Below are 17,584 nucleotides of genomic sequence, written 5' to 3'. Positions count from 1 at the left end.
TGCGCAGAAATGCTCACCCGTGATTTTCCAAACAGGCTCTAAGATGATATGTTATGCATAGCATATAGTATATGCGCGATTGAGATGCGGTGTCATATGATTTTCAATATTTTTATAAAAATTAACCTTATAAAGGTAAATATTTATTCTCAGAGGGTATTGTAAAATAAAACTTAAAAAATAGAATGACAACGATTTTTCGATGCCATTCTAAATTGGGTTAATACTTATAGTATAATTGGTGGTGCACTCGAAATCCATGTAGGTAAAGAGATATCATTTTCTTTTTCCCAGAGTTTTTGCTCGCTTTGACTTCGAGAGGATAGAAAAGCAAAGGCGACATCTATGTCGCTTGCGGAAGTCAAATCTGAATATGCTTGGGGCTGAGAGAATTGAGACAATTTGGATACCAAATTGCTGAAGTGTTTTGGAAAGTCCTCTACCTTATAAAGGTGTATCTGCTCCCATGCGTGCATCCATTGGCGATTGCATTCAACGGTTCCTGATTTTGTATGAGGGTCAGGAGTCAGCCAACAGACCGACCGTCCTGAATGTGGATTGCGAAGACCGATATTGAATGTGTCTTCTTCTACCGGCTCGATTTTGAAAGGAATTACCTTTCCAAATCGGTCATCAAACTGGAGGTGTAGAATATCGTCTTCTGTTTCGCAGGTTAAATAAAGTGTATCAGGATCTTCACTAATTATAATTCCATAAATAGGCACATAATGACTTGGGTCAGCATTTTCTGTTACACTCACCACGTTTCCGGTTTCTCTATCTAGACTTGCACGGGATGAATGAATTGAAAAAATATTATAGACTTGAAAGCTGACCGATCCTGTATAGCCTTTCCAAGGCTGTATTTTCTTTATTTGCCCATATAGGGACAATTCGTAATTCTGTCGAATTTGTCTGACAATTTTTCTGACACGAAGAAGGAAGGAAGCATCTGGGGGATCGAGTGTGTCATTGACGTCGAAATCCTTGAAATAATTCATTGGCACAGGCGCATCCCTGATGTCGCTGCGTCTTTCTACCTTGTCCAGAAAATCAGCCAGACTGCGGCATGCGTAATGCCGGACACGAGCGTTATTCCATGAAGGATAGTTTTGAGTTCTTTCGGGATGTAGGGGATCCCACTGTATTTCTATGCCCTCTGAAGTAATATATGGGCCACTTACATCGAAGTGGTGAGGATTTATGTAACGACTGCTAGTCTTATCGAGTCGAAAAATTGATTTGACGATTTTGTTTGCGTCAAGGGAGTCAGTATTAGATCGACGAGTATAGGATTCGAATGGAGAAGAGTTTGGTGGTCGAGTTATGTATCCATTGCTTCCAAAGCAACACCAGTTGACTGCAATGGCCGATGCTTCTGGAAATTTCTTCAAGAAAGAATGCAAGTTTTGATTGTGACCTAAATCCAAGTATTCGTCGGAATCAAGAAACATCATCCAGTCAAATTTATTCTTAGCATCTGTAATGGCTTTTTCATATGTAAATTTTTGACGATGGTTAAAGCGAACGGATTTTTCAGACTTCTCCAGCCGCACATCGAAGGATTGCGCAGCTGCTTTGACAATGTCGGCGGTCTTATCTGTTGAGTCGTCATCATAGACGCAGATCGTCGTAAACCCTAGGGCAATGTGCCATCCTAACCACCACGCGATATCTCGCTCTTCGTTTTTGACAAATACAGCGAGGGCGAGGCGTTCTGACATTTCTTAACTTCCTTGATCCATAGTGAAGCTTTTGAAAGCTCCATTACGGCAATACCTTCGGGTCCGCTTACAGTAATATGGTTTTTTTCTCGCTGCAATCGGCAGGCGTTTATGATTTTTTCAGAAAAAGAAATAACAAAAATATTCCTATTTTAATAAGTAAAACAAAATAAAAATACAGAGGACCACCAATTAATCTGTATTTGTGGCCCTCTGTATATGTCAATTACTTGAGGCTTTTCTTAAGAAATCGATGCTTTCTACGCATGCGGCAGCAGCTTCGCGTCCCTTGTTTTCCGCGTCTTCGCGTGAGCGCGCAACGGCCTGAGCTTCAGTGTAAGTCGTCAGAATGCCGAAGGCGATTGGCACTTCGGTTGCAAGCTGGGCCTGCATGATGCCGATGGTTGCACCGAGAGAAATGAACTCGAAATGCGCCGTGTCACCCTTGATGACGCAGCCAAGGCAGATCACGCCTTCATACTTGCCAGATTTCGCCAGCTTTTGCGCCAGAAGGGGAAGTTCGAACGCGCCGGGAGCATCATAAACATCCACATCCGTAATGCCGCGCTCTTCCATCCACTCAAGCGCGCCGTTCTTCAGGCCGCCCGTAATCTCCGTGTTGAAGCGACTGACGATGATGGCCATTTTCGGTGCAGGCGAAAGACGAAGGTCCGGTGCGACGGGGATATGCTTGCTCATGCGGGCTGTTCCTGAAGAAAGTGACCCATCCGCGTCCGCTTGGTGGCGAGATAGGCTCTGTTGAAAGGGTTGGCCTCGATTTCCAGCCTCTCACGGGACTGAACATCAAAGCCGAAGCGGACAAGATTGGATTCCTTGTCCGGGTTGTTCGTCAGAAGGCGGAGAGAGGTTACGCCCAGATGCCGGAGTAGATCGGCTGCGGCATCCCATTCCCGCGCGTCGGCAGGCAGGCCGAGGGCCTCGTTGGCCTCAACCGTGTCCAGGCCCGCATCTTGCAGTTCATAGGCCCGGATCTTGTTGGCTAAGCCGATACCGCGTCCTTCGTGGCCTCGCAGATAGACCAGCACACCAGACTCTGCGGCGGAAATGCGTTCCAGAGCTTCCCGAAGCTGTGCGCCGCAGTCGCAGCGCAATGAACCAAGAGCATCCCCCGTCACGCATTCCGAATGCAGGCGGACAAGCGGCACGCCCTTGGACGGGTCGCCCTTTACGAGCGCCACATGCTCCACACCATCAACGGCCCGGAAAGCATGAATACGCAGGTCATGGCCGCCAAAAATGCTGGGGAGAGCCGAAACAGCAACCATCTCGCCAGTAGCCGGAACGGGTGTGCTGATCAGCTGGGCGTCATTCACGGGGCCACGTCCATGCTCACGGCACCACTCCTGAAGATCCGCAATGCTGACAATCGGAAGACCATGCTTTGCTGCATACCGGCGCAACTCCGGTAGGCGCATCATGCTGCCGTCATCAGCCATGATCTCACAGATCACACCAGCGGGTTCAAGGCCTGCAAGGCGTGCGATGTCGATCGAGCCTTCCGTGTGCCCATTGCGCGCAACCACACCTTCGGGGTGCGCCCGCAGGGGAAAGATGTGACCAGGCGAAACAACGTCCTCAGTCGTCGCATCCGGATTGGCAGCGACCACGATTGTCCGGGCGCGGTCTGCGGCGGAAATGCCTGTCGTGACGCCCGTGGCCGCCTCAATGGAAACCGTGAAGGCCGTTCCACGTGGATCTCGGTTGCGGCTGACCATGGGGGGGAGGCCAAGACGATCAACCTGCTCGGCTTCCAGTGGAAGGCAGACAAGCCCACGCGCTTCTCGCACCATGAAGTTGATGGCGTCCGGCGTGGCGAACTGTGCCGCCATAACCAGATCGCCCTCATTTTCACGGTTCTCGTCATCCACCATGACGACCATTCCGCCTGCGCGGATGGCCTCGATGGCGGCTTTCAGCGATGGCTTCATGATGCAACCTTTCCAAGTGTAGGGGAGAAGCGCAGCAGGTTCTCGACATACTTGGACAGCACATCGACCTCCACGTTCATCCGGGTGCCGATTTCCAGAGAAGAGAGATTCGTGTGTTCCCAGGTGTGGGGAATGATGGTCAGACCAACCTCGAACCCCGTCTGGTTGCCCCGAACAATCCCGTCATGCAGTTCGTTAACCGTCAGGCTGATACCATCAAAGGTGATGGAGCCTTTCTCCACGACATACTGGCGCAGATCCTGCGGCACAAAGACGCGCAGGGCATAGGAATCGCCAGCTTTCTGAACGCTGGCAAGGGTCGCGACATTGTCGACATGCCCTTGGACGATATGCCCGGAAAGACGTGTGCTGGCTGCAACGGCACGCTCAAGATTGACCTTCGAACCGGCCTTGAGTTGATCCAGCGGCGTACGGGATAACGTTTCGCCACTCAGGTGGAACGTCGCGAGGCCGGTGGCATCGAACGTCTCGACCGTCAGGCAAACACCATTGATCGCGACGCTTTCGCCGAGTTCCAGATCCGGAAAGCCCGTCTCGATGGTCAGGTCCATGGCCTTGTCCCGGAGGGAGACAGAACGGACAGTGCCCAGACGCTCTACGATTCCAGAGAACATGCGTTTTCCCTCAGCAGTCGAAGCGGGCTCTCGTCCCGCGATTGAAGTGTGATGTGATCGGTGTCGCCATCCTTGCGAATGGTCAGCCAGTCATCCCAGAGACCGGAATTGGACACGGTTTTTAGAAGGGCAGGTCCAGCTTCCACCATGGCCCAGTTCACGCCGCGATCTGCCAGCATGGCTGGGACAGCCAGAAGGTCCGTACTTGTCAGGACTTCGAATCCGGCCTGCTCCATCTCGGCTTTCCAGTCCGCCGGAAGGCGTCCGTGACGGTCGCACACCACCAGCAGGCGTCTGGCGCGATTGGCATGGTCTGGAACCCGACGCACGGTGAAGCGTGGCTTGTCCGCAAGAACGGTGCCAACACCCGTGATGATGGCGTCCGTTGCGCGACGAAGTCTGTGCGCCAGCGTCAGCGATGATTCGGACGTAAAAGTTGTTTGACCAGCAGGTGGAATCATGGAGCCGTTATGATCCAAAGCCTGCTTCACGCTGATCCAGGGCCGATGACGCATTACGCGGCTCTGGAACGGGGCCAGTAGCGCACGACAATCGCGATGAAGATCGGCCAGTTCCGGAACATCCTCCAGAAACGTGACATCACATCCTCCCGGCATTTCCTGAAGACGTGCAGCTCCCCCGGCGGCCTGAAGAGTAGGATCTGCAACTCCGATCCAGACATGTTCAACGGGGCTATTGCGCAGGGCCTCGCTGCATGGCGGTGTCCGGCCCGTGTGGTTGCAGGGCTCCAGCGTCACAAGCGCCGTTCGGACCTGATCGAGCACGCCGACATCCCGCGCCTGCGCAAGCGCCATGGCTTCGGCATGTGGCTGGCCAGCTTTCGGATGAACGCCAACCGTCAGGATACGGCCTTCGCCATCCAGCAACGCACAACCAACAGAAGGATTGGGTGAAGTCGCCCCGAGCGTGTCTATCGCGTGAGCAATGATCACACGAAAGCCATCCCGGATCGGAGCAAGATTTGAAGATGCGGAAAAGGCGGTCTGTTTCAACAAGGCTGCGGTCTTCGGTCCCAATCAGGGACGTCCGCAGGGCGCACGCCGCCCTTAACCGATGATGAGCGCAGGAACGGCGTGCATATGCACACTGTCCCTACCCGACATCGGGCAAGTGCTGCATTCTCTCTCATCCGGACTATGACCGTCGGCTCTGGAGTCTCACCAGATCTGCTTGACCCTTCTTCCATATAAGGAGGAAGGCGCTCGCGGGCTCAGATAGACCGAAATCCATCAATACCGCCGGTGGGGAGTTTCACCCCGCCCCGAGAACGTCTGTTCAGACTGGAATATGAGACCGGGAAATTACAGATTACAAGTGGAATCACATCAACACTGGTTAAAAACACCTCAAGTCTCACATTTCGTGATCTTGTCGGTTTGGGGAGCGGGCAAGAAAAAACCGCCGGAGAGCCCCCCGGCGGTTGATTCATTGATCTTTCGTCTGAACGAATAAAGATCAGTGTGTGGATGCATCCGTGTGACGCTGGATAGCATCCTGCGTTGCGTTGGCACCGCGGGACACGTTGTGACCCACAGCGCTCACGTCCTGGCCAGCACCATGAACAGTGTTGCAGGCCGAAAGAGAAACGGCAGCACCGGACAGCAGCGTCAGGGACAGTGCAACACGGGCGATGGACTTGATGGACATTAGATATAACTCCTCCGAAAGAGCGTTCGGTATCGAAACGCTATTCGAGATGGAAAGTTCATTGAAGGTAAGGATTTTGTGTGACTGAAATATTTCAAAATGAAACATAAATTCCCGCTCAAAATCATAACCTTATGAACAAAACCGCCTGTCAGACGCTATCCCCTTCGTATCACAGCAACGAGGACCAGATGTCTGCCCAAGGTCACCAAACTTCCGCCTCACCTGTCATTGTCTGGTTCCGGGAGGACCTGCGGTTCAGCGATCATCCAGCATTACAGGCGGCTACCGCCACAGGGCACCCGCTGATCTGTGTCTATGTTCTGGATGATGAAACACCAGCTCTTCACGCCCTTGGCGGTGCATCGCGATGGTGGCTGCATGGGGCTTTGTCAGACCTCAGAAGTACGCTGAGCCGCCATCATGGCACGCTTTTGACGCTCAAAGGATCGGCGGAAAAGCTGATTCCGCAACTCGCTAAGGAGACTGACGCGCAGGGCGTATACTGGCATCATCGACTACATCAGAAAGAGCGTGAACAGGACGAACAGATCGCGTCCGCGCTCGATAAACAGGGTGTTTCTTCAGAGGCGTCCTGGGGAACAGTTCTGCTGGACCCTAAGCAGGTTCAGACCAAGGAAGGGCGATTCTATCAGGTCTTCACGGCCTTCTGGAAAGCCTTCCAGAGTCAGGACGTGCCTGTGCCTCTCGATCCTCCTGCGCATCTGTCATTTCACCCGCTGCCCGATGACCTCCTGAGTAAATACCGTCTTGATGAGACAACCCTTCTCCCCACGCACCCGGACTGGGCAGCCGGCTTGCGCGCCACTTGGGAGCCGGGGGAAAGGGAAGCACACGAGCATCTCGAAGACTTCCTTCGGCATGACTGCGCCCGTTACGGCAAGGGTCGTGACGAAATGGGCCGGGAAGGAACGTCGCGTCTGTCGCCCTATCTTGCTTCTGGCGCCATTTCTCCCCGTCAGGTCTGGGAAGCTATCCAGAAAAAGGGCGCGCATGATGAAGGCGCGAGGATATTCCTCTCCGAAATCGGGTGGCGAGAATTCGCGAAATATACGCTCTTCCATCAGCCACGTTTGCCTGACGTTAGTCTTGGTCAGAAATTTGGAAAGATGCCGTGGCGAAAGAGCGAACAGGATCTGACTGCCTGGCAACAGGGGCGGACGGGTGTACCTGTCGTGGATGCTGGAATGCGCCAGTTGTGGAAGACAGGATGGATGCACAACCGCGCCCGGATGATCGTGGGATCATTCCTGACAAAGCATCTGCTGATTGACTGGCGTCAGGGCGAAGCGTGGTTCCGCGATACGCTTGTGGATGCGGACTGGGCGAGCAACGCCATGAACTGGCAGTGGGTCGCCGGGACAGGCATAGACGCGTCCCCGTTTTTCCGCATTTTCAATCCAACGCGTCAGGGCGTCAAATTCGATCCGGATGGCGATTACATTCGTCAATGGGTTCCGGAGCTTAAGAAGCTGTCTGGAAAAGATCTGTTCGAGCCCTGGAATGCAAAAGAGGAAGATCTGGAGAGAGCAGGCGTGACGTTCGGGAAAACCTATCCAAGACCAATCGTAGATCTGAAGGAAGGCCGGGACCGGGCCATGGCCGCTTTCAGAAGCCTGTAAGCCTGACTGTCAGCCGGGGAAAGGCCCGGCTGACAACGGAATTTCAGAGACCGCCGTTCAGGAAGTTGCTTGCGTCGGTGCGGCTCTTCTTGCCGAGAGCGTTCAGGCGGTTCTTCTGTTCCTGAGGCGCATTCTTCAGCGTCTGAAGTCTTTGGGTCTGTTCTGTGCGCGTGGTGTTCAGCTTGTCACGCTCGCTGTTGATCTGCTTCTGAATACGCGCCTTCTGATTGGCGGGAGCATTCGTGTACTGGTCCTTGAGGGACTGGATCTTCTGGGTACGCTGTTCCTGCGCAGCCTTGGACTGGGCCTGATAATTCTGAAGCCGTGTATTCGCGCGGTCTTCCTTCTGCGCCAGATTTCCAAGAAAATCATTCTGGCTGGTGCTGTTCTGCGTGGCGGCAGCCGGGTCAGCTGCATGAGCATGAGAAACAACAGTAGCGGAGCCCATCAGAAGGCTGATGGCGAGCATGGAACGGAAGAAAAGACGGGATTTCATGAAGTCTCCTGTAAATGTCTGGCGGGAAGACATCAGTTCATCATGGCGGGAATGTGGCCCCGCAGTGATGACAGGACTATTCGAGACCTTCTGCGATGGCAGAAATGCGTTCAAATTGCATAATTGTAATGTGCGTAATGTTGCGAATGCTTATGAGACCCTCCCGTTTGAAAGCACTCAGCACCCGACTGACTGTTTCGATAGTCAGTCCAAGATAATCAGCGATATCCGTACGGGGCATCGGGAGATCAAGTTCGATCTGATGTGGAGTTTCCTGACAGGCCGCGCCCAGAAGGCGGATACGCTCCATAAGAAATGTGGCGAGGCGTTCCCGGGCAGTCTTGCGGCCTAAAAGCGTCATCCGTGCCTGCAGGAGGCTGAGTTCACGGGATGCCTCCTGTCGCAGTCGATGTTCCAGATTGGGAAAGCGAGCTGTGAGTCTCTGCATGGAGGCATGCGGAAAACGACATAGAACCGCAGTGCCGAGCGCCTCTGCGCCGAATGCATAGCTTTTGGATGCCGCCAGCCCCAGAAAATCTCCGCCTTCAGCAAAGCCCGTAATTTGGCGTCGTCCATCAGGAAGAAGTGTGAAAATTTTGACACGTCCACCAGTCACAACAAAGAAATCGTGAGCCGGAGAGCCTTCCTCTATAAATGATCGACCATCCGGAACCGTCATTTTTGAAGACTCGCTTGCCAGGATAGCGAGATCACAGTCTTCGATCGCGCTGCAGATACTATGTTCACGCCCGATGCAGTGTGAACAGCGGTCATGAACTTCTTCCGGGGGGCGTGACGACGTCATGACTGTTTGTTCTCTCCCGGCATGAAACATTTCCTCTGACGGCCACACCTATAGCACATAATTCCCCAGACTTGATCCAGGTCAAGGTGAGGGAGGGGGAGGAGTGCTTTCTGAGGTCAACTATTGTTGATGGAACCTCCCGTATGAAGACGTCCGCTCTCGCGCTGGTCGCTGCCCTGGGTCTGGTAGCAACTCCTGCTTTCGCACAGACAACAGCTCCGCAGGCCACTGTTTCTGCTCCCATGACTGCGGCTCCTGTCCCGCAGGTCAATATCGTGCCGCCAGCTTCGGGTCATTGCGGCCTGTTCGAAACCTGCGCGAACACGAAGATCGGTCTCGGCAAGGGGGACTTCCTGATCCGTCTGTCGGCTCTGGGTGTGCTTCCGCAGGATACGTCTTCCCGCGTGAAGGTGATCGGCGGGCGCGTGAAGGCAACCAATCAGGTCGCTCCGGAATTCACGTTCGAATACTTCTTCACGGATCATATCTCCCTCGATCTGATTGCGGCCAGCACGCGTCATGAACTGGCTGCAGAAGACACCGCTCTGGGCAAGGTCGATCTGGGTAGCACATGGGTTCTGCCGCCAACGCTGACGCTGGCCTGGCATTTCCGTCCGCACAAGCGTTTCAACCCGTATGCAGGTGTCGGCCTGACGCTGGCGTTCTTCCACAACATCAGCCCGGCTGGTGGCGCCGTGCAGAAGCTTGACCTTCGCACGACGGTCGGCCCTGCAGCGAATGTCGGTTTCGACTATCAGCTCGTCGGCAACTGGTTCTTCAATTTCGACGCCAAGCAGATGTGGCTCTCCGTTCCTGCGTTCATCAACGAGCGCGGTGGAGCTGCCGGTCCTTACATCCACGCACGTGACAGCCTGAACCCGACGACGGTTGCCGCCGGTATTGAATATCGTTTCTGATCTGACGTCTTCAGACTGAACAGAGAAGCGGCTCATTCTTTCGGATGGGCCGCTTTTTTTGTGTAATTTTTAAGTCAGAACCATAAAATTTTTGCAATATGTTGCAGAGAGGCTTTAGAAAGTCCGAGTTTTCAGCTTCTAGTGGTTCCGGCTGACGGTGTGTGGGGTGTTTCCCTGCCATGAAATCGTCGGGGTTCAGGAATAGCAGGGCACTTTCTGCCTTTGCCGCTGTCGCGGCGAGGGCTGTCCAGCAGAGACGGGGTTTTCGAAAAGTATGCGTGTTGCGCGCGTCAGCGCTCTGGCCGTTGGCCTGCTGATTCTTGTCCTTCTTTTAGGTTTCTTTCTGAGAACTTGTCTGCTTGCTCCATCGCATGTGGCTGCGCCGGACGCGCCCATGCTGACGCGGCAAAATGGCAGTATCGTTGTCAGAGATGGCAGCCCTCTTCAGAAGCGCCTGGTTGTAACCCCCGTTGCGTCCTCCAGGGATACGACGGACGTTGTGCTGCCAGCTCAGGTTGTCGCTATGCCTGACCATCAGGTGAATGTGCTTGCACCTGCGACGGGCCGCATCATGAGTGTGGCCGTTCAGCTTGGGCAGCATGTCTCCCGCGGACAGGTCCTTGCGACCGTGGCTGCCAGTGATCTGGACCAAGCCTGGGCAGATGATCGTCGTGCCCGCGCCGCACTCGACTTTGCCAAGCGAGCCTATGACCGTGCGCGTGGCGTTCTGGCTGCTGGTGGAAACGCCGTAAAAGACCTCGAATCCGCCCGGAATGATCTCGCTCAGGCAGAAGCTGAGGCTCAGCGTACGCATCAGCGGCTCCAGGTTCTAGGCGCGCGTTCCGATTACGCTGCGCAGGGACAGGTTCCTCTGGTTTCCCCCATTGATGGCGTTGTCTCCACAACAAATATGGCCGTCGGGGAAAACATCACCGACTCAACGGCCGTTCAGATGACGCTGCTGGATCTTTCGTCTGTATGGGTTGCGGCAGCTGTTTCAGAAGATCGTACCGATGATCTGGTCGGTAACGTCACGCTGGATGTCACTTTCCCCTCAATACCGGGACGACATTGTGCGGGTCCGATGGCAACGCTGGATCCCGCTCTCAAGCCAGAAACCCGACGGGTGAACGCCTATGTAGTGTGCTCTAACCAGGACGGCAGACTGCGGCCAGGTGTGTTTGCCTCGGCAAAGCTCAATATTCCTGCAGATGCCTCCATTCTGGTGCCAAAGTCGGCGTTACTGATGAACAACGATCAGGTGTCCCTCTTCATCGAGACGTCTCCGCGCGTTTTCCAGAGACGTGTCGTGACGATCACTTATGATGAAGGCGATGATGTTCGGGTTCAGTCCGGTCTTTCAGCGGGTGAGCGGGTCGTGACAAGCGGCGCCATCCTGTTGAACGATGACTGACCGGACAGGCCAGCCACAATGATCGAACGTTTTATCGCCTGGTGCTTCGTGCGCCGGAACATCGTTTTTTTCGCTGCGGTTCTGCTTGCCCTTATGGGCAGCTTTGCATGGCGTATTCTTCCTGTTGAGGCTTACCCGGATCTGGGCGCCGTCAGTGTTCAGGTTACGACGCAGCAGTCGGGCCTGGCGGCTGAGGAAATGGAACAGCAGGTCACGATCCCGCTGGAACGTATGCTGGCCAGTGTGCCGGGTGTGGCAGACAGTCGCTCGACCAGTACGTTTGGCCTGTCGCTTATCACGCTGATTTTCCGTGACGGCACGGATGTGTTCTGGGCCCGTCAGCAGGTGGAAACCATTCTGGCCAGCAACACGCTGCCCAATGGTGCACAGCCAACGCTGGGTCCGATTTCCGGCCCGACAGGCGAGATCTATCGCTATACGCTGGAGTCCGATGACAAGAACCTGATGCAGCTTTCGGACTCGCAGAAATGGACTGTCATTCCTGCGATGCTGCATGTGCCGGGTGTTGTCAGTGTCGATAATTTCGGCGGTTTCACCCGTGAGTATCAGCTGATCCTGAACCCCTCGTCCCTGATGCGATACTCGATCGGTCTGGAAGACGTTCTGACAGCAATCAGGAACAATAATATCAATGCTGGCGGCGGTCGCGTTTCGCGTGGGGAACAGTCCTATATCGTTCGCGGTGTAGGAATGATCCATTCGCTGGCAGACATGGGCAGCATCGTTGTCGCACAGCGCCACGGTGTGCCGGTTCTGATCCGTGATCTGGGAACGGTACAGTTCGGGCATCAGGTGCGTGAGGGCATTCTCGGCAAGGACCATAACCCCGATACCGTCGAAGGGGTCGTGACCATGCTGAGCGGGGCGAACCCGTCCGTCGTGCTGGAAGACCTGCACCAGACAGTCGCCAAGCTCCAGAAGCAGCTTGCCCCCCAGCATATTCGTCTTGTCCCTTACATGGACCGTGACAACCTCGTTCTTTCCACGACCCACAAGGTCACGGAAACGATGATTGAGGGCATTCTGCTGGTCGGCGTCATCCTGACGCTCTTCCTTGGCAGTCCGCGCAGCGCCATCGTTACGGCAGTGACCATTCCGCTGGCCCTGTCTGTCGTCTTTACCCTCATGCATTTCTTCGGCATGGCGGCAAATTTATTCTCGCTTGGTGCGGTTGATTTCGGCGTAATCGTGGATGGCGCCATCGTCATCATGGAGACGATCCTTCGCATTCGTGAGGAGCGCCCGACCGAAGCCCTGAATGCTGAAGATGTCCTGACCGTCGCCAAGCGCGCCGGACACGCGATCTTCTCGTCCACGCTTGTCATTATTCTTGCTTACAGCCCGCTCTTTGCGTTTGAAGGCAGTGAGGGCAAGCTGTTCCGCCCGATGGCCTATACGGTCAGTTTTGCGCTCCTTGGCGCACTGCTCTGCGCTTTGGCGCTGATCCCGTCCCTGAGCTTTCTGGCCCTTCGCAAGCCGCGCCACATCTGGCGTAACAAGCCGCTTGAATGGCTGCACGAACGCTATACCCACTGGCTCGGGCACTTCATTGATCGCCCGTTTATTGCCTATATCGGCGGTGCTGGCGCACTCGTTGCCGTCGTGTTCCTTGGCATGACGATCGGCCGGGAATTCCTGCCGGATCTTGATGAAGGGGCTCTCTGGATTCAGGTTCAGATGCCCACGGGCATTTCCCTTGAGAAAGGGGAGCAGATCGCCAATGAACTGCGTAATGCTGTGCGGGAGTTTCCGGAAACGTCCTATGCCATCACGCAGCTCGGACGCTCCGATGATGGTACGGACCCCTGGACGCCGTCCCATATTGAAATGCCAGTTGGCCTCAAGCCTTACGATCAATGGCCGTCTGGTGAAAACAAGGCACAGTTCGTGCAGCGTCTGCGTGCCAGACTGGCCAAGGTGCCGGGCATTGATTTTGGCATCAGCCAGCCCATTCAGGATAACATGAGCGATCTGGTGGGCGGTGCTCACAGCCCGCTCGTCCTGCGTGTTTACGGTAACGATTTTCAGGAGCTGCGCCGGATTGGCCAGCAGATCGTTGATGTCCTGCATCAGGTTCCGGGAACGGCAGAAGCCTCGATCTTCCAGGAGCCCCGCATCCCGCAGATTGCCGTTACGGCTGACCGTCTGGCCGCGGCCCGCTATGGAATCAGCGTCTCCGATATTTCCGACATGGTGTCCTACGCCATCGGTGATGCGCCGATCTCTACCGTCTATGAGGATGACCGCTTCTACAACGCAACGCTGCGTATTCCGCGTAAGGATGCTCAGGATCTCCAGAGCCTTGCGCAGCTTCCCTTGCTGGATGCGGAGGGGGCCTACATTCCTCTTTCACAGGTGGCGCATGTAGATCTGCGCATGGGTGAGAGCAACATCGCTCATGAGCTGAGCCATCGCCAGATTACGATCCGCGTGGATAATGGTCAGCGTCCTCTGTCGCAGTATCTTGCGGACGCACAGGCGCAGATTGAGAAATCCGTCCATTACGACAAGGAAAAATACACGCTCGAATGGGCCGGAACGTTCCAGCAGCAGGAGCGTGCCCAGAAGCGTTTGACGATCGCTTTGGCCATCATGTTTGCCATGATGCTGGTCCTGCTGTTCATCGAGTTCGGCAAGATCCGTCATGCCCTGCTCATTCTGAGCGTCGTGCCTCTGGCAACGCTGGGCGGCCTGATTGCCCTGCATGTGCGCGGTGAAACCCTCAATATCGCCACGGCTGTCGGGTTCATCGCGTTGTTCGGTGTTGCGGTGCAGAACGGCATCATCATGATCTCCAGCATCAACCGGCATCGTGCGGAGGGACATCCTGTGCGCTCGGCCACCATCATGGGGGCTGCCGAACGGTTCCGTCCCGTTCTCATGACCGCCACGGTTGCGAGCGCGGGTATGCTTCCGGCTGCCATGGCGACAGGCGTCGGGACGGACGTGCAGCGCGGTCTGGCTACGGTTGTGGTCGGTGGTCTTGGTATTGCCACGCTTCTCACGCTTTTTGCGCTCCCAGTGTATTTCAGTGAACTCGAAATGTGGGTGGAGCGCCGGAATGCCCGTCGTGCCAAGCCTGCTGAAGAAAGCGGAGCCCAGTCATGAAGCGGCTTCTGAACGGTTCGACGGCCCTTCTGGGTCTGCTGGTTCTCTCAGCCTGTGCTGTCGGTCCGGACTTTCATCGCCCTGATCTCCCAAAAGGCATGGACTATCAGTCTGCTCCACGCACGCCCACGGCTGGCCATGGCGTAACGGGATCTGGTGTGCCCCAGACGTTCCAGAGTGGCGTGGATATTCCGGGCAAATGGTGGGAGATCTTCCAGAACCCATCGCTCAATGCACTGGTCGAACAGGCACTGGCCAATAACCAGTCCCTGAAAGCCATGCAGACCGGCCTGAAATCAGCCTGGGAGCAGCGCCGGATCGAAGGTGCCGGTCTGTATCCAACGCTTTCGGCATCCTTTAATCCGACACGGAACAAGACCTCCCGGGTTTACTCACCCGTTCCAAACAACAATAGCTGGCTCTACAACGTCCATACGGCCCAGTTGACCGTCGGGTATGTGCCTGACCTTTGGGGCGGCACGCGGCGTGCCATCGAGGCTGCTGGTGCACAGGCGGAAATTCAGAAGTTCCAGCTTGAAGCGACCGCCCTGACGATGATTTCCGATCTGGTCAATGCCACGATCGAGGAAGCCTCCACCCGGGCGCAAATTGCAGCGACGCAGGACCTCATTGCGTCTCAGAAATCTACACTGGCTCTGATTACGAAGCGTCAGAAGCTGGGCGATGCGTCCCAGCAGGATATGGTGTCCCAGCTTGCATCGGTCGCGCAGCTTGAAGCCACATTGCCGGGCCTGAAGCTGCAACTGGCCCAGACGCGCGACCAGCTTGCCGTTCTGGTGGGGGAGGCGCCCAACTCGCCTCTCCCAGAGTTCCGGCTCGAACAGTTCACCCTGCCTCACACGCTCCCAGTATCGTTGCCGTCTGATCTCCTGAACCAGCGGCCTGACGTTCGGGCTGCACAGGCCCAAATCCAGTCCGCCAGTGCACAGGTCGGGGTTGCCATCGCTAACCGTCTGCCCAATGTGCAGCTCAGTGCGTTGCCTGGACAGGCTGTCGGTACGATGAGCGATTTCTTCAAGCCAGGATATGGTAACTGGACGATTGCCGCCACGGTGATGCAGCCAATTTTCCAGGGTGGTTCTTTGCTACATGCGGAGCGGCAGGCGCGTGACAACCTGCTTCAGGCAAATGAAACCTACAAGGCCACAGTGCTGACGGCTATTCAGGATGTGGCTGACAGCCTGCATGCACTGGATTTCGATGCAGATGCCCTGCAGGCAAACCAGAGCGCTTATGACGCTACCGCCCAAAGCCTGAAGATTGCTCACGCGCAGCTTCGTCTTGGTGACGTCAGCGAACTTCTGGTGCTGCAGGCTCAGCAGGCCAATGCTCAGGCAAGGCTCGCGCTGGTTCAGGCACAGGGCGCGCGCTATTCTGACAGTGTTGCCCTGTTTCAGTCACTCGGCGGGGGCTGGTGGAATCGCAATGACCTTGGAATGACACCGGCGGCGCAGAAGGCGCTCGGAAAGTCTCTTGTCCCTTGGTAAGGGCGCTGGGGTGGCAGGTCCGGGACATGCAGGTCACGGGCTGCCTCCTTTCCAGTCGTTTCAGTCAGAGGTTCTGAAAGGCCTGTGCAAGCTCTTTCTGAGCCTCTGATGGATCTCTGAAGCCGGCATCGACCTGTCCATTCAGCCAACCATGGTAATAGGACGGAGATTTGTCAGACCCCGGCTCGGTCATTCCGTGAAAGCCATCCAGATAGCCTTCCAGAATGTCAGCATCATCCAGTTTCCGAAATTCCGGTATCGTTCTGACCGGCTCGAACTCGGCCATTTCGGTTCCTCATACAATAACGACAGCAAGATGCCTGACCGCAGGCCAGCCAGCAAATACTCTTGGTGTGTCCCACAACATGGAGCACACAAGAGATGTCTCTCAAAATTACCCCAATCCTCCAGGGTGCATCGGCTCAGACCCGATTACCCCAGCATCCGCGGCTGGGCCCGCCGGATTATACCGCGAAACTCGCGATTGATCCGCAGACATGCGAAGACGCATACCGCCTAAGGTATGAAAGCTATCTTACTTCCGGGTACATAGAACCTAACGCGACCGGTCGGTTCATTGATGACTATGATGCAATGGCCAACAGCCGCACCGTTGTCATCTACAGGAACGATGTTCCTCTGGCCTCTGTCCGGGTGTCCCTGCTTGTTGCCGGGAGCGGGCTTCGTTCTCCGGGGGCCGATACCTTTCCTGAAGCTGTAAAAAGGCTTCTGGCGGACACTCCCTTTTCCGCAAGTGGACCGGGCCGAGGTCTGGAACTCACCCGACTGGTGCGTAGTCCCGCAGCGCAGAACAATCAGGGCCTTGTGTTCCTGCTGTACCGGGTGGCCGGCTATCTGGGCATGATGGCTCATGCACAGGTGGGGTTTGCGTGCGTCCGGAAGAACCATGTGTCGTTTTACAAACGGCTTGGTTACCGACCTGAGACAGAGCTGCGCCCTTATCCGGGGCTGAACTGCCCCATGCAACTCATGTCATCGAACCGGCAACGGTATGACGAGATCCGGGCGTCCTTTCCTCTGATCGATCCATTCACGAGCGCCACTGATGGTCTCGAAAATCTACTTTCCGGCGGCAGTGTCGCTCTCTGGCTGCGAGGAGCCGCGTAATGTCTATTCTTCTCCTTCTTGTACTGTCCGCTCTTAATTTTCTTTCATTCAGCTGGGGAGTGCGAAGTCACTTTCAGATGGGAAATGGAATGCCATTCCCGATGAAGATCCTCTCCGCATGCAGTCTTGTTTTTTACGGAGTATTTCTCGTCTCCCTGAGATCTGTGCACATGGATTCCTGGACCTTGGCCGGGACGACATTTCTTTTTGTTTCCGCTCTGGCCCTTTTCTGGTGGACTATCGCTACAACCCGCAGAAATCGGCCAGATGTTGCACATCATGAAGCGGCTCCCCATCAGCTTTACTGCAATGGCCCCTATCGTATAGTTCGGCATCCTTTCTATCTGGCTTATCTCCTGTTCTGGCTCGGCACGGCCCTGAGCGCCGGGGCGTGGCAGTGGCTGGGCGCGCTTCTGTTTACCGTTTGGTATAGTTGGCTGGCCTATCAGGAAGAACGTCGTTTTATTCAGTCGGACCTTGGTGATATTTATGCGGATTATCAGAGAAAATCCTGGATGCTGTTTCCGGTACCCTGGTTAAAATAAAGAAAATAATGGCGGGCGATAGT

At 55.3% G+C, this 17,584-nt stretch carries 16 protein-coding genes and 1 riboswitch; of the genes, 7 read left to right on the top strand and 9 right to left on the bottom strand.

The features are described from left to right. Positions 1-227: 227 nt before the first annotated feature. From B7444_RS04095 to B7444_RS04070, 6 genes are all read right to left on the bottom strand, one after another. Positions 228-1,724 (bottom strand): glycosyltransferase family 2 protein, encoded by a 1,497-nt coding sequence (locus B7444_RS04095; protein ID WP_007284488.1) that lies wholly within the window; start codon positions 1,722-1,724, stop codon positions 228-230. Positions 1,725-1,946: 222 nt separating this feature from the next. Beyond that, positions 1,947-2,423, bottom strand: coding sequence for a 6,7-dimethyl-8-ribityllumazine synthase (ribH, locus tag B7444_RS04090; RefSeq protein ID WP_007284487.1), 477 nt, complete (start codon positions 2,421-2,423; stop codon positions 1,947-1,949). Beyond that, positions 2,420-3,673 (bottom strand): bifunctional 3,4-dihydroxy-2-butanone-4-phosphate synthase/GTP cyclohydrolase II, encoded by a 1,254-nt coding sequence (locus B7444_RS04085; protein ID WP_007284486.1) that lies wholly within the window; start codon positions 3,671-3,673, stop codon positions 2,420-2,422. Before B7444_RS04085 ends, ribH begins: the two co-directional genes overlap by 4 nt. Then, the gene (locus tag B7444_RS04080) at positions 3,670-4,308 is read right to left on the bottom strand and encodes a riboflavin synthase (RefSeq protein ID WP_007284485.1); all 639 of its coding nucleotides are present in this window, start codon (positions 4,306-4,308) and stop codon (positions 3,670-3,672) included. The genes B7444_RS04085 and B7444_RS04080 overlap by 4 nt, the downstream gene beginning before the upstream one ends. Further along, a complete protein-coding gene (gene ribD, locus B7444_RS04075) occupies positions 4,290-5,324 on the bottom strand; it encodes a bifunctional diaminohydroxyphosphoribosylaminopyrimidine deaminase/5-amino-6-(5-phosphoribosylamino)uracil reductase RibD (RefSeq protein ID WP_231502830.1) in 1,035 nt (344 codons plus the stop codon). The genes B7444_RS04080 and ribD overlap by 19 nt, the downstream gene beginning before the upstream one ends. Before the next feature lie 118 nt (positions 5,325-5,442). After that, a riboswitch (FMN riboswitch) is annotated at positions 5,443-5,602 on the bottom strand. 182 nt (positions 5,603-5,784) lie between these two features. After that, positions 5,785-5,976, bottom strand: a complete 192-nt coding sequence (locus B7444_RS04070) for an entericidin A/B family lipoprotein (protein WP_007284482.1) — start codon at positions 5,974-5,976, stop codon at positions 5,785-5,787. A 191-nt stretch (positions 5,977-6,167) separates the two neighbouring features. Between B7444_RS04070 and B7444_RS04065 the strand changes: the two genes are divergently transcribed. After that, on the top strand, positions 6,168-7,619 hold the full coding sequence (locus B7444_RS04065) for a cryptochrome/photolyase family protein (protein ID WP_007284481.1): 1,452 nt from the start codon (positions 6,168-6,170) through the stop codon (positions 7,617-7,619). Between the two features lie 43 nt (positions 7,620-7,662). On the opposite strand, the gene B7444_RS04060 is transcribed toward B7444_RS04065, so the two are convergent. Continuing rightward, entirely contained in the window at positions 7,663-8,115 is a 453-nt protein-coding gene (locus tag B7444_RS04060; protein WP_035729479.1) for a hypothetical protein, read from the bottom strand. 76 nt (positions 8,116-8,191) lie between these two features. Beyond that, on the bottom strand, positions 8,192-8,794 hold the full coding sequence (locus B7444_RS04055) for a Crp/Fnr family transcriptional regulator (RefSeq protein WP_007284479.1): 603 nt from the start codon (positions 8,792-8,794) through the stop codon (positions 8,192-8,194). A gap of 269 nt (positions 8,795-9,063) precedes the next feature. Here B7444_RS04055 and B7444_RS04050 point away from each other — a divergent pair, with 269 nt between their 5' ends. The 4 genes from B7444_RS04050 (at position 9,064) to B7444_RS04035 (ending at position 15,888) form a co-directional block, all read left to right on the top strand. After that, entirely contained in the window at positions 9,064-9,837 is a 774-nt protein-coding gene (locus tag B7444_RS04050; protein ID WP_007284478.1) for an OmpW/AlkL family protein, read from the top strand. Between the two features lie 274 nt (positions 9,838-10,111). After that, on the top strand, positions 10,112-11,251 hold the full coding sequence (locus B7444_RS04045) for an efflux RND transporter periplasmic adaptor subunit (RefSeq protein ID WP_007284477.1): 1,140 nt from the start codon (positions 10,112-10,114) through the stop codon (positions 11,249-11,251). 18 nt (positions 11,252-11,269) lie between these two features. Next, on the top strand, positions 11,270-14,380 hold the full coding sequence (locus B7444_RS04040) for an efflux RND transporter permease subunit (RefSeq protein WP_007284476.1): 3,111 nt from the start codon (positions 11,270-11,272) through the stop codon (positions 14,378-14,380). Then, positions 14,377-15,888, top strand: coding sequence for an efflux transporter outer membrane subunit (locus B7444_RS04035; RefSeq protein WP_035729473.1), 1,512 nt, complete (start codon positions 14,377-14,379; stop codon positions 15,886-15,888). The genes B7444_RS04040 and B7444_RS04035 overlap by 4 nt, the downstream gene beginning before the upstream one ends. A gap of 64 nt (positions 15,889-15,952) precedes the next feature. On the opposite strand, the gene B7444_RS04030 is transcribed toward B7444_RS04035, so the two are convergent. Continuing rightward, positions 15,953-16,174, bottom strand: coding sequence for a hypothetical protein (locus tag B7444_RS04030; RefSeq protein ID WP_007284474.1), 222 nt, complete (start codon positions 16,172-16,174; stop codon positions 15,953-15,955). 95 nt (positions 16,175-16,269) lie between these two features. Between B7444_RS04030 and B7444_RS04025 the strand changes: the two genes are divergently transcribed. Both B7444_RS04025 and B7444_RS04020 read left to right on the top strand, forming a co-directional pair. After that, positions 16,270-17,016 carry an N-acyl amino acid synthase FeeM domain-containing protein gene (locus tag B7444_RS04025; protein WP_016737913.1) on the top strand — a complete coding sequence of 249 codons (747 nt, stop codon included), beginning with the start codon at positions 16,270-16,272 and terminating at the stop codon, positions 17,014-17,016. A 170-nt stretch (positions 17,017-17,186) separates the two neighbouring features. After that, positions 17,187-17,561 carry a methyltransferase family protein gene (locus B7444_RS04020; RefSeq protein ID WP_224777876.1) on the top strand — a complete coding sequence of 125 codons (375 nt, stop codon included), beginning with the start codon at positions 17,187-17,189 and terminating at the stop codon, positions 17,559-17,561. Positions 17,562-17,584 lie beyond the last annotated feature (23 nt).

Source organism: Gluconobacter thailandicus F149-1 = NBRC 100600 (genome assembly GCF_000964465.1).
In the GTDB taxonomy this organism is placed as follows: domain Bacteria; phylum Pseudomonadota; class Alphaproteobacteria; order Acetobacterales; family Acetobacteraceae; genus Gluconobacter; species Gluconobacter thailandicus.
Note: the sequence above shows the minus strand (reverse complement) of the source record. Positions and strands in the feature narration are given on the sequence as shown.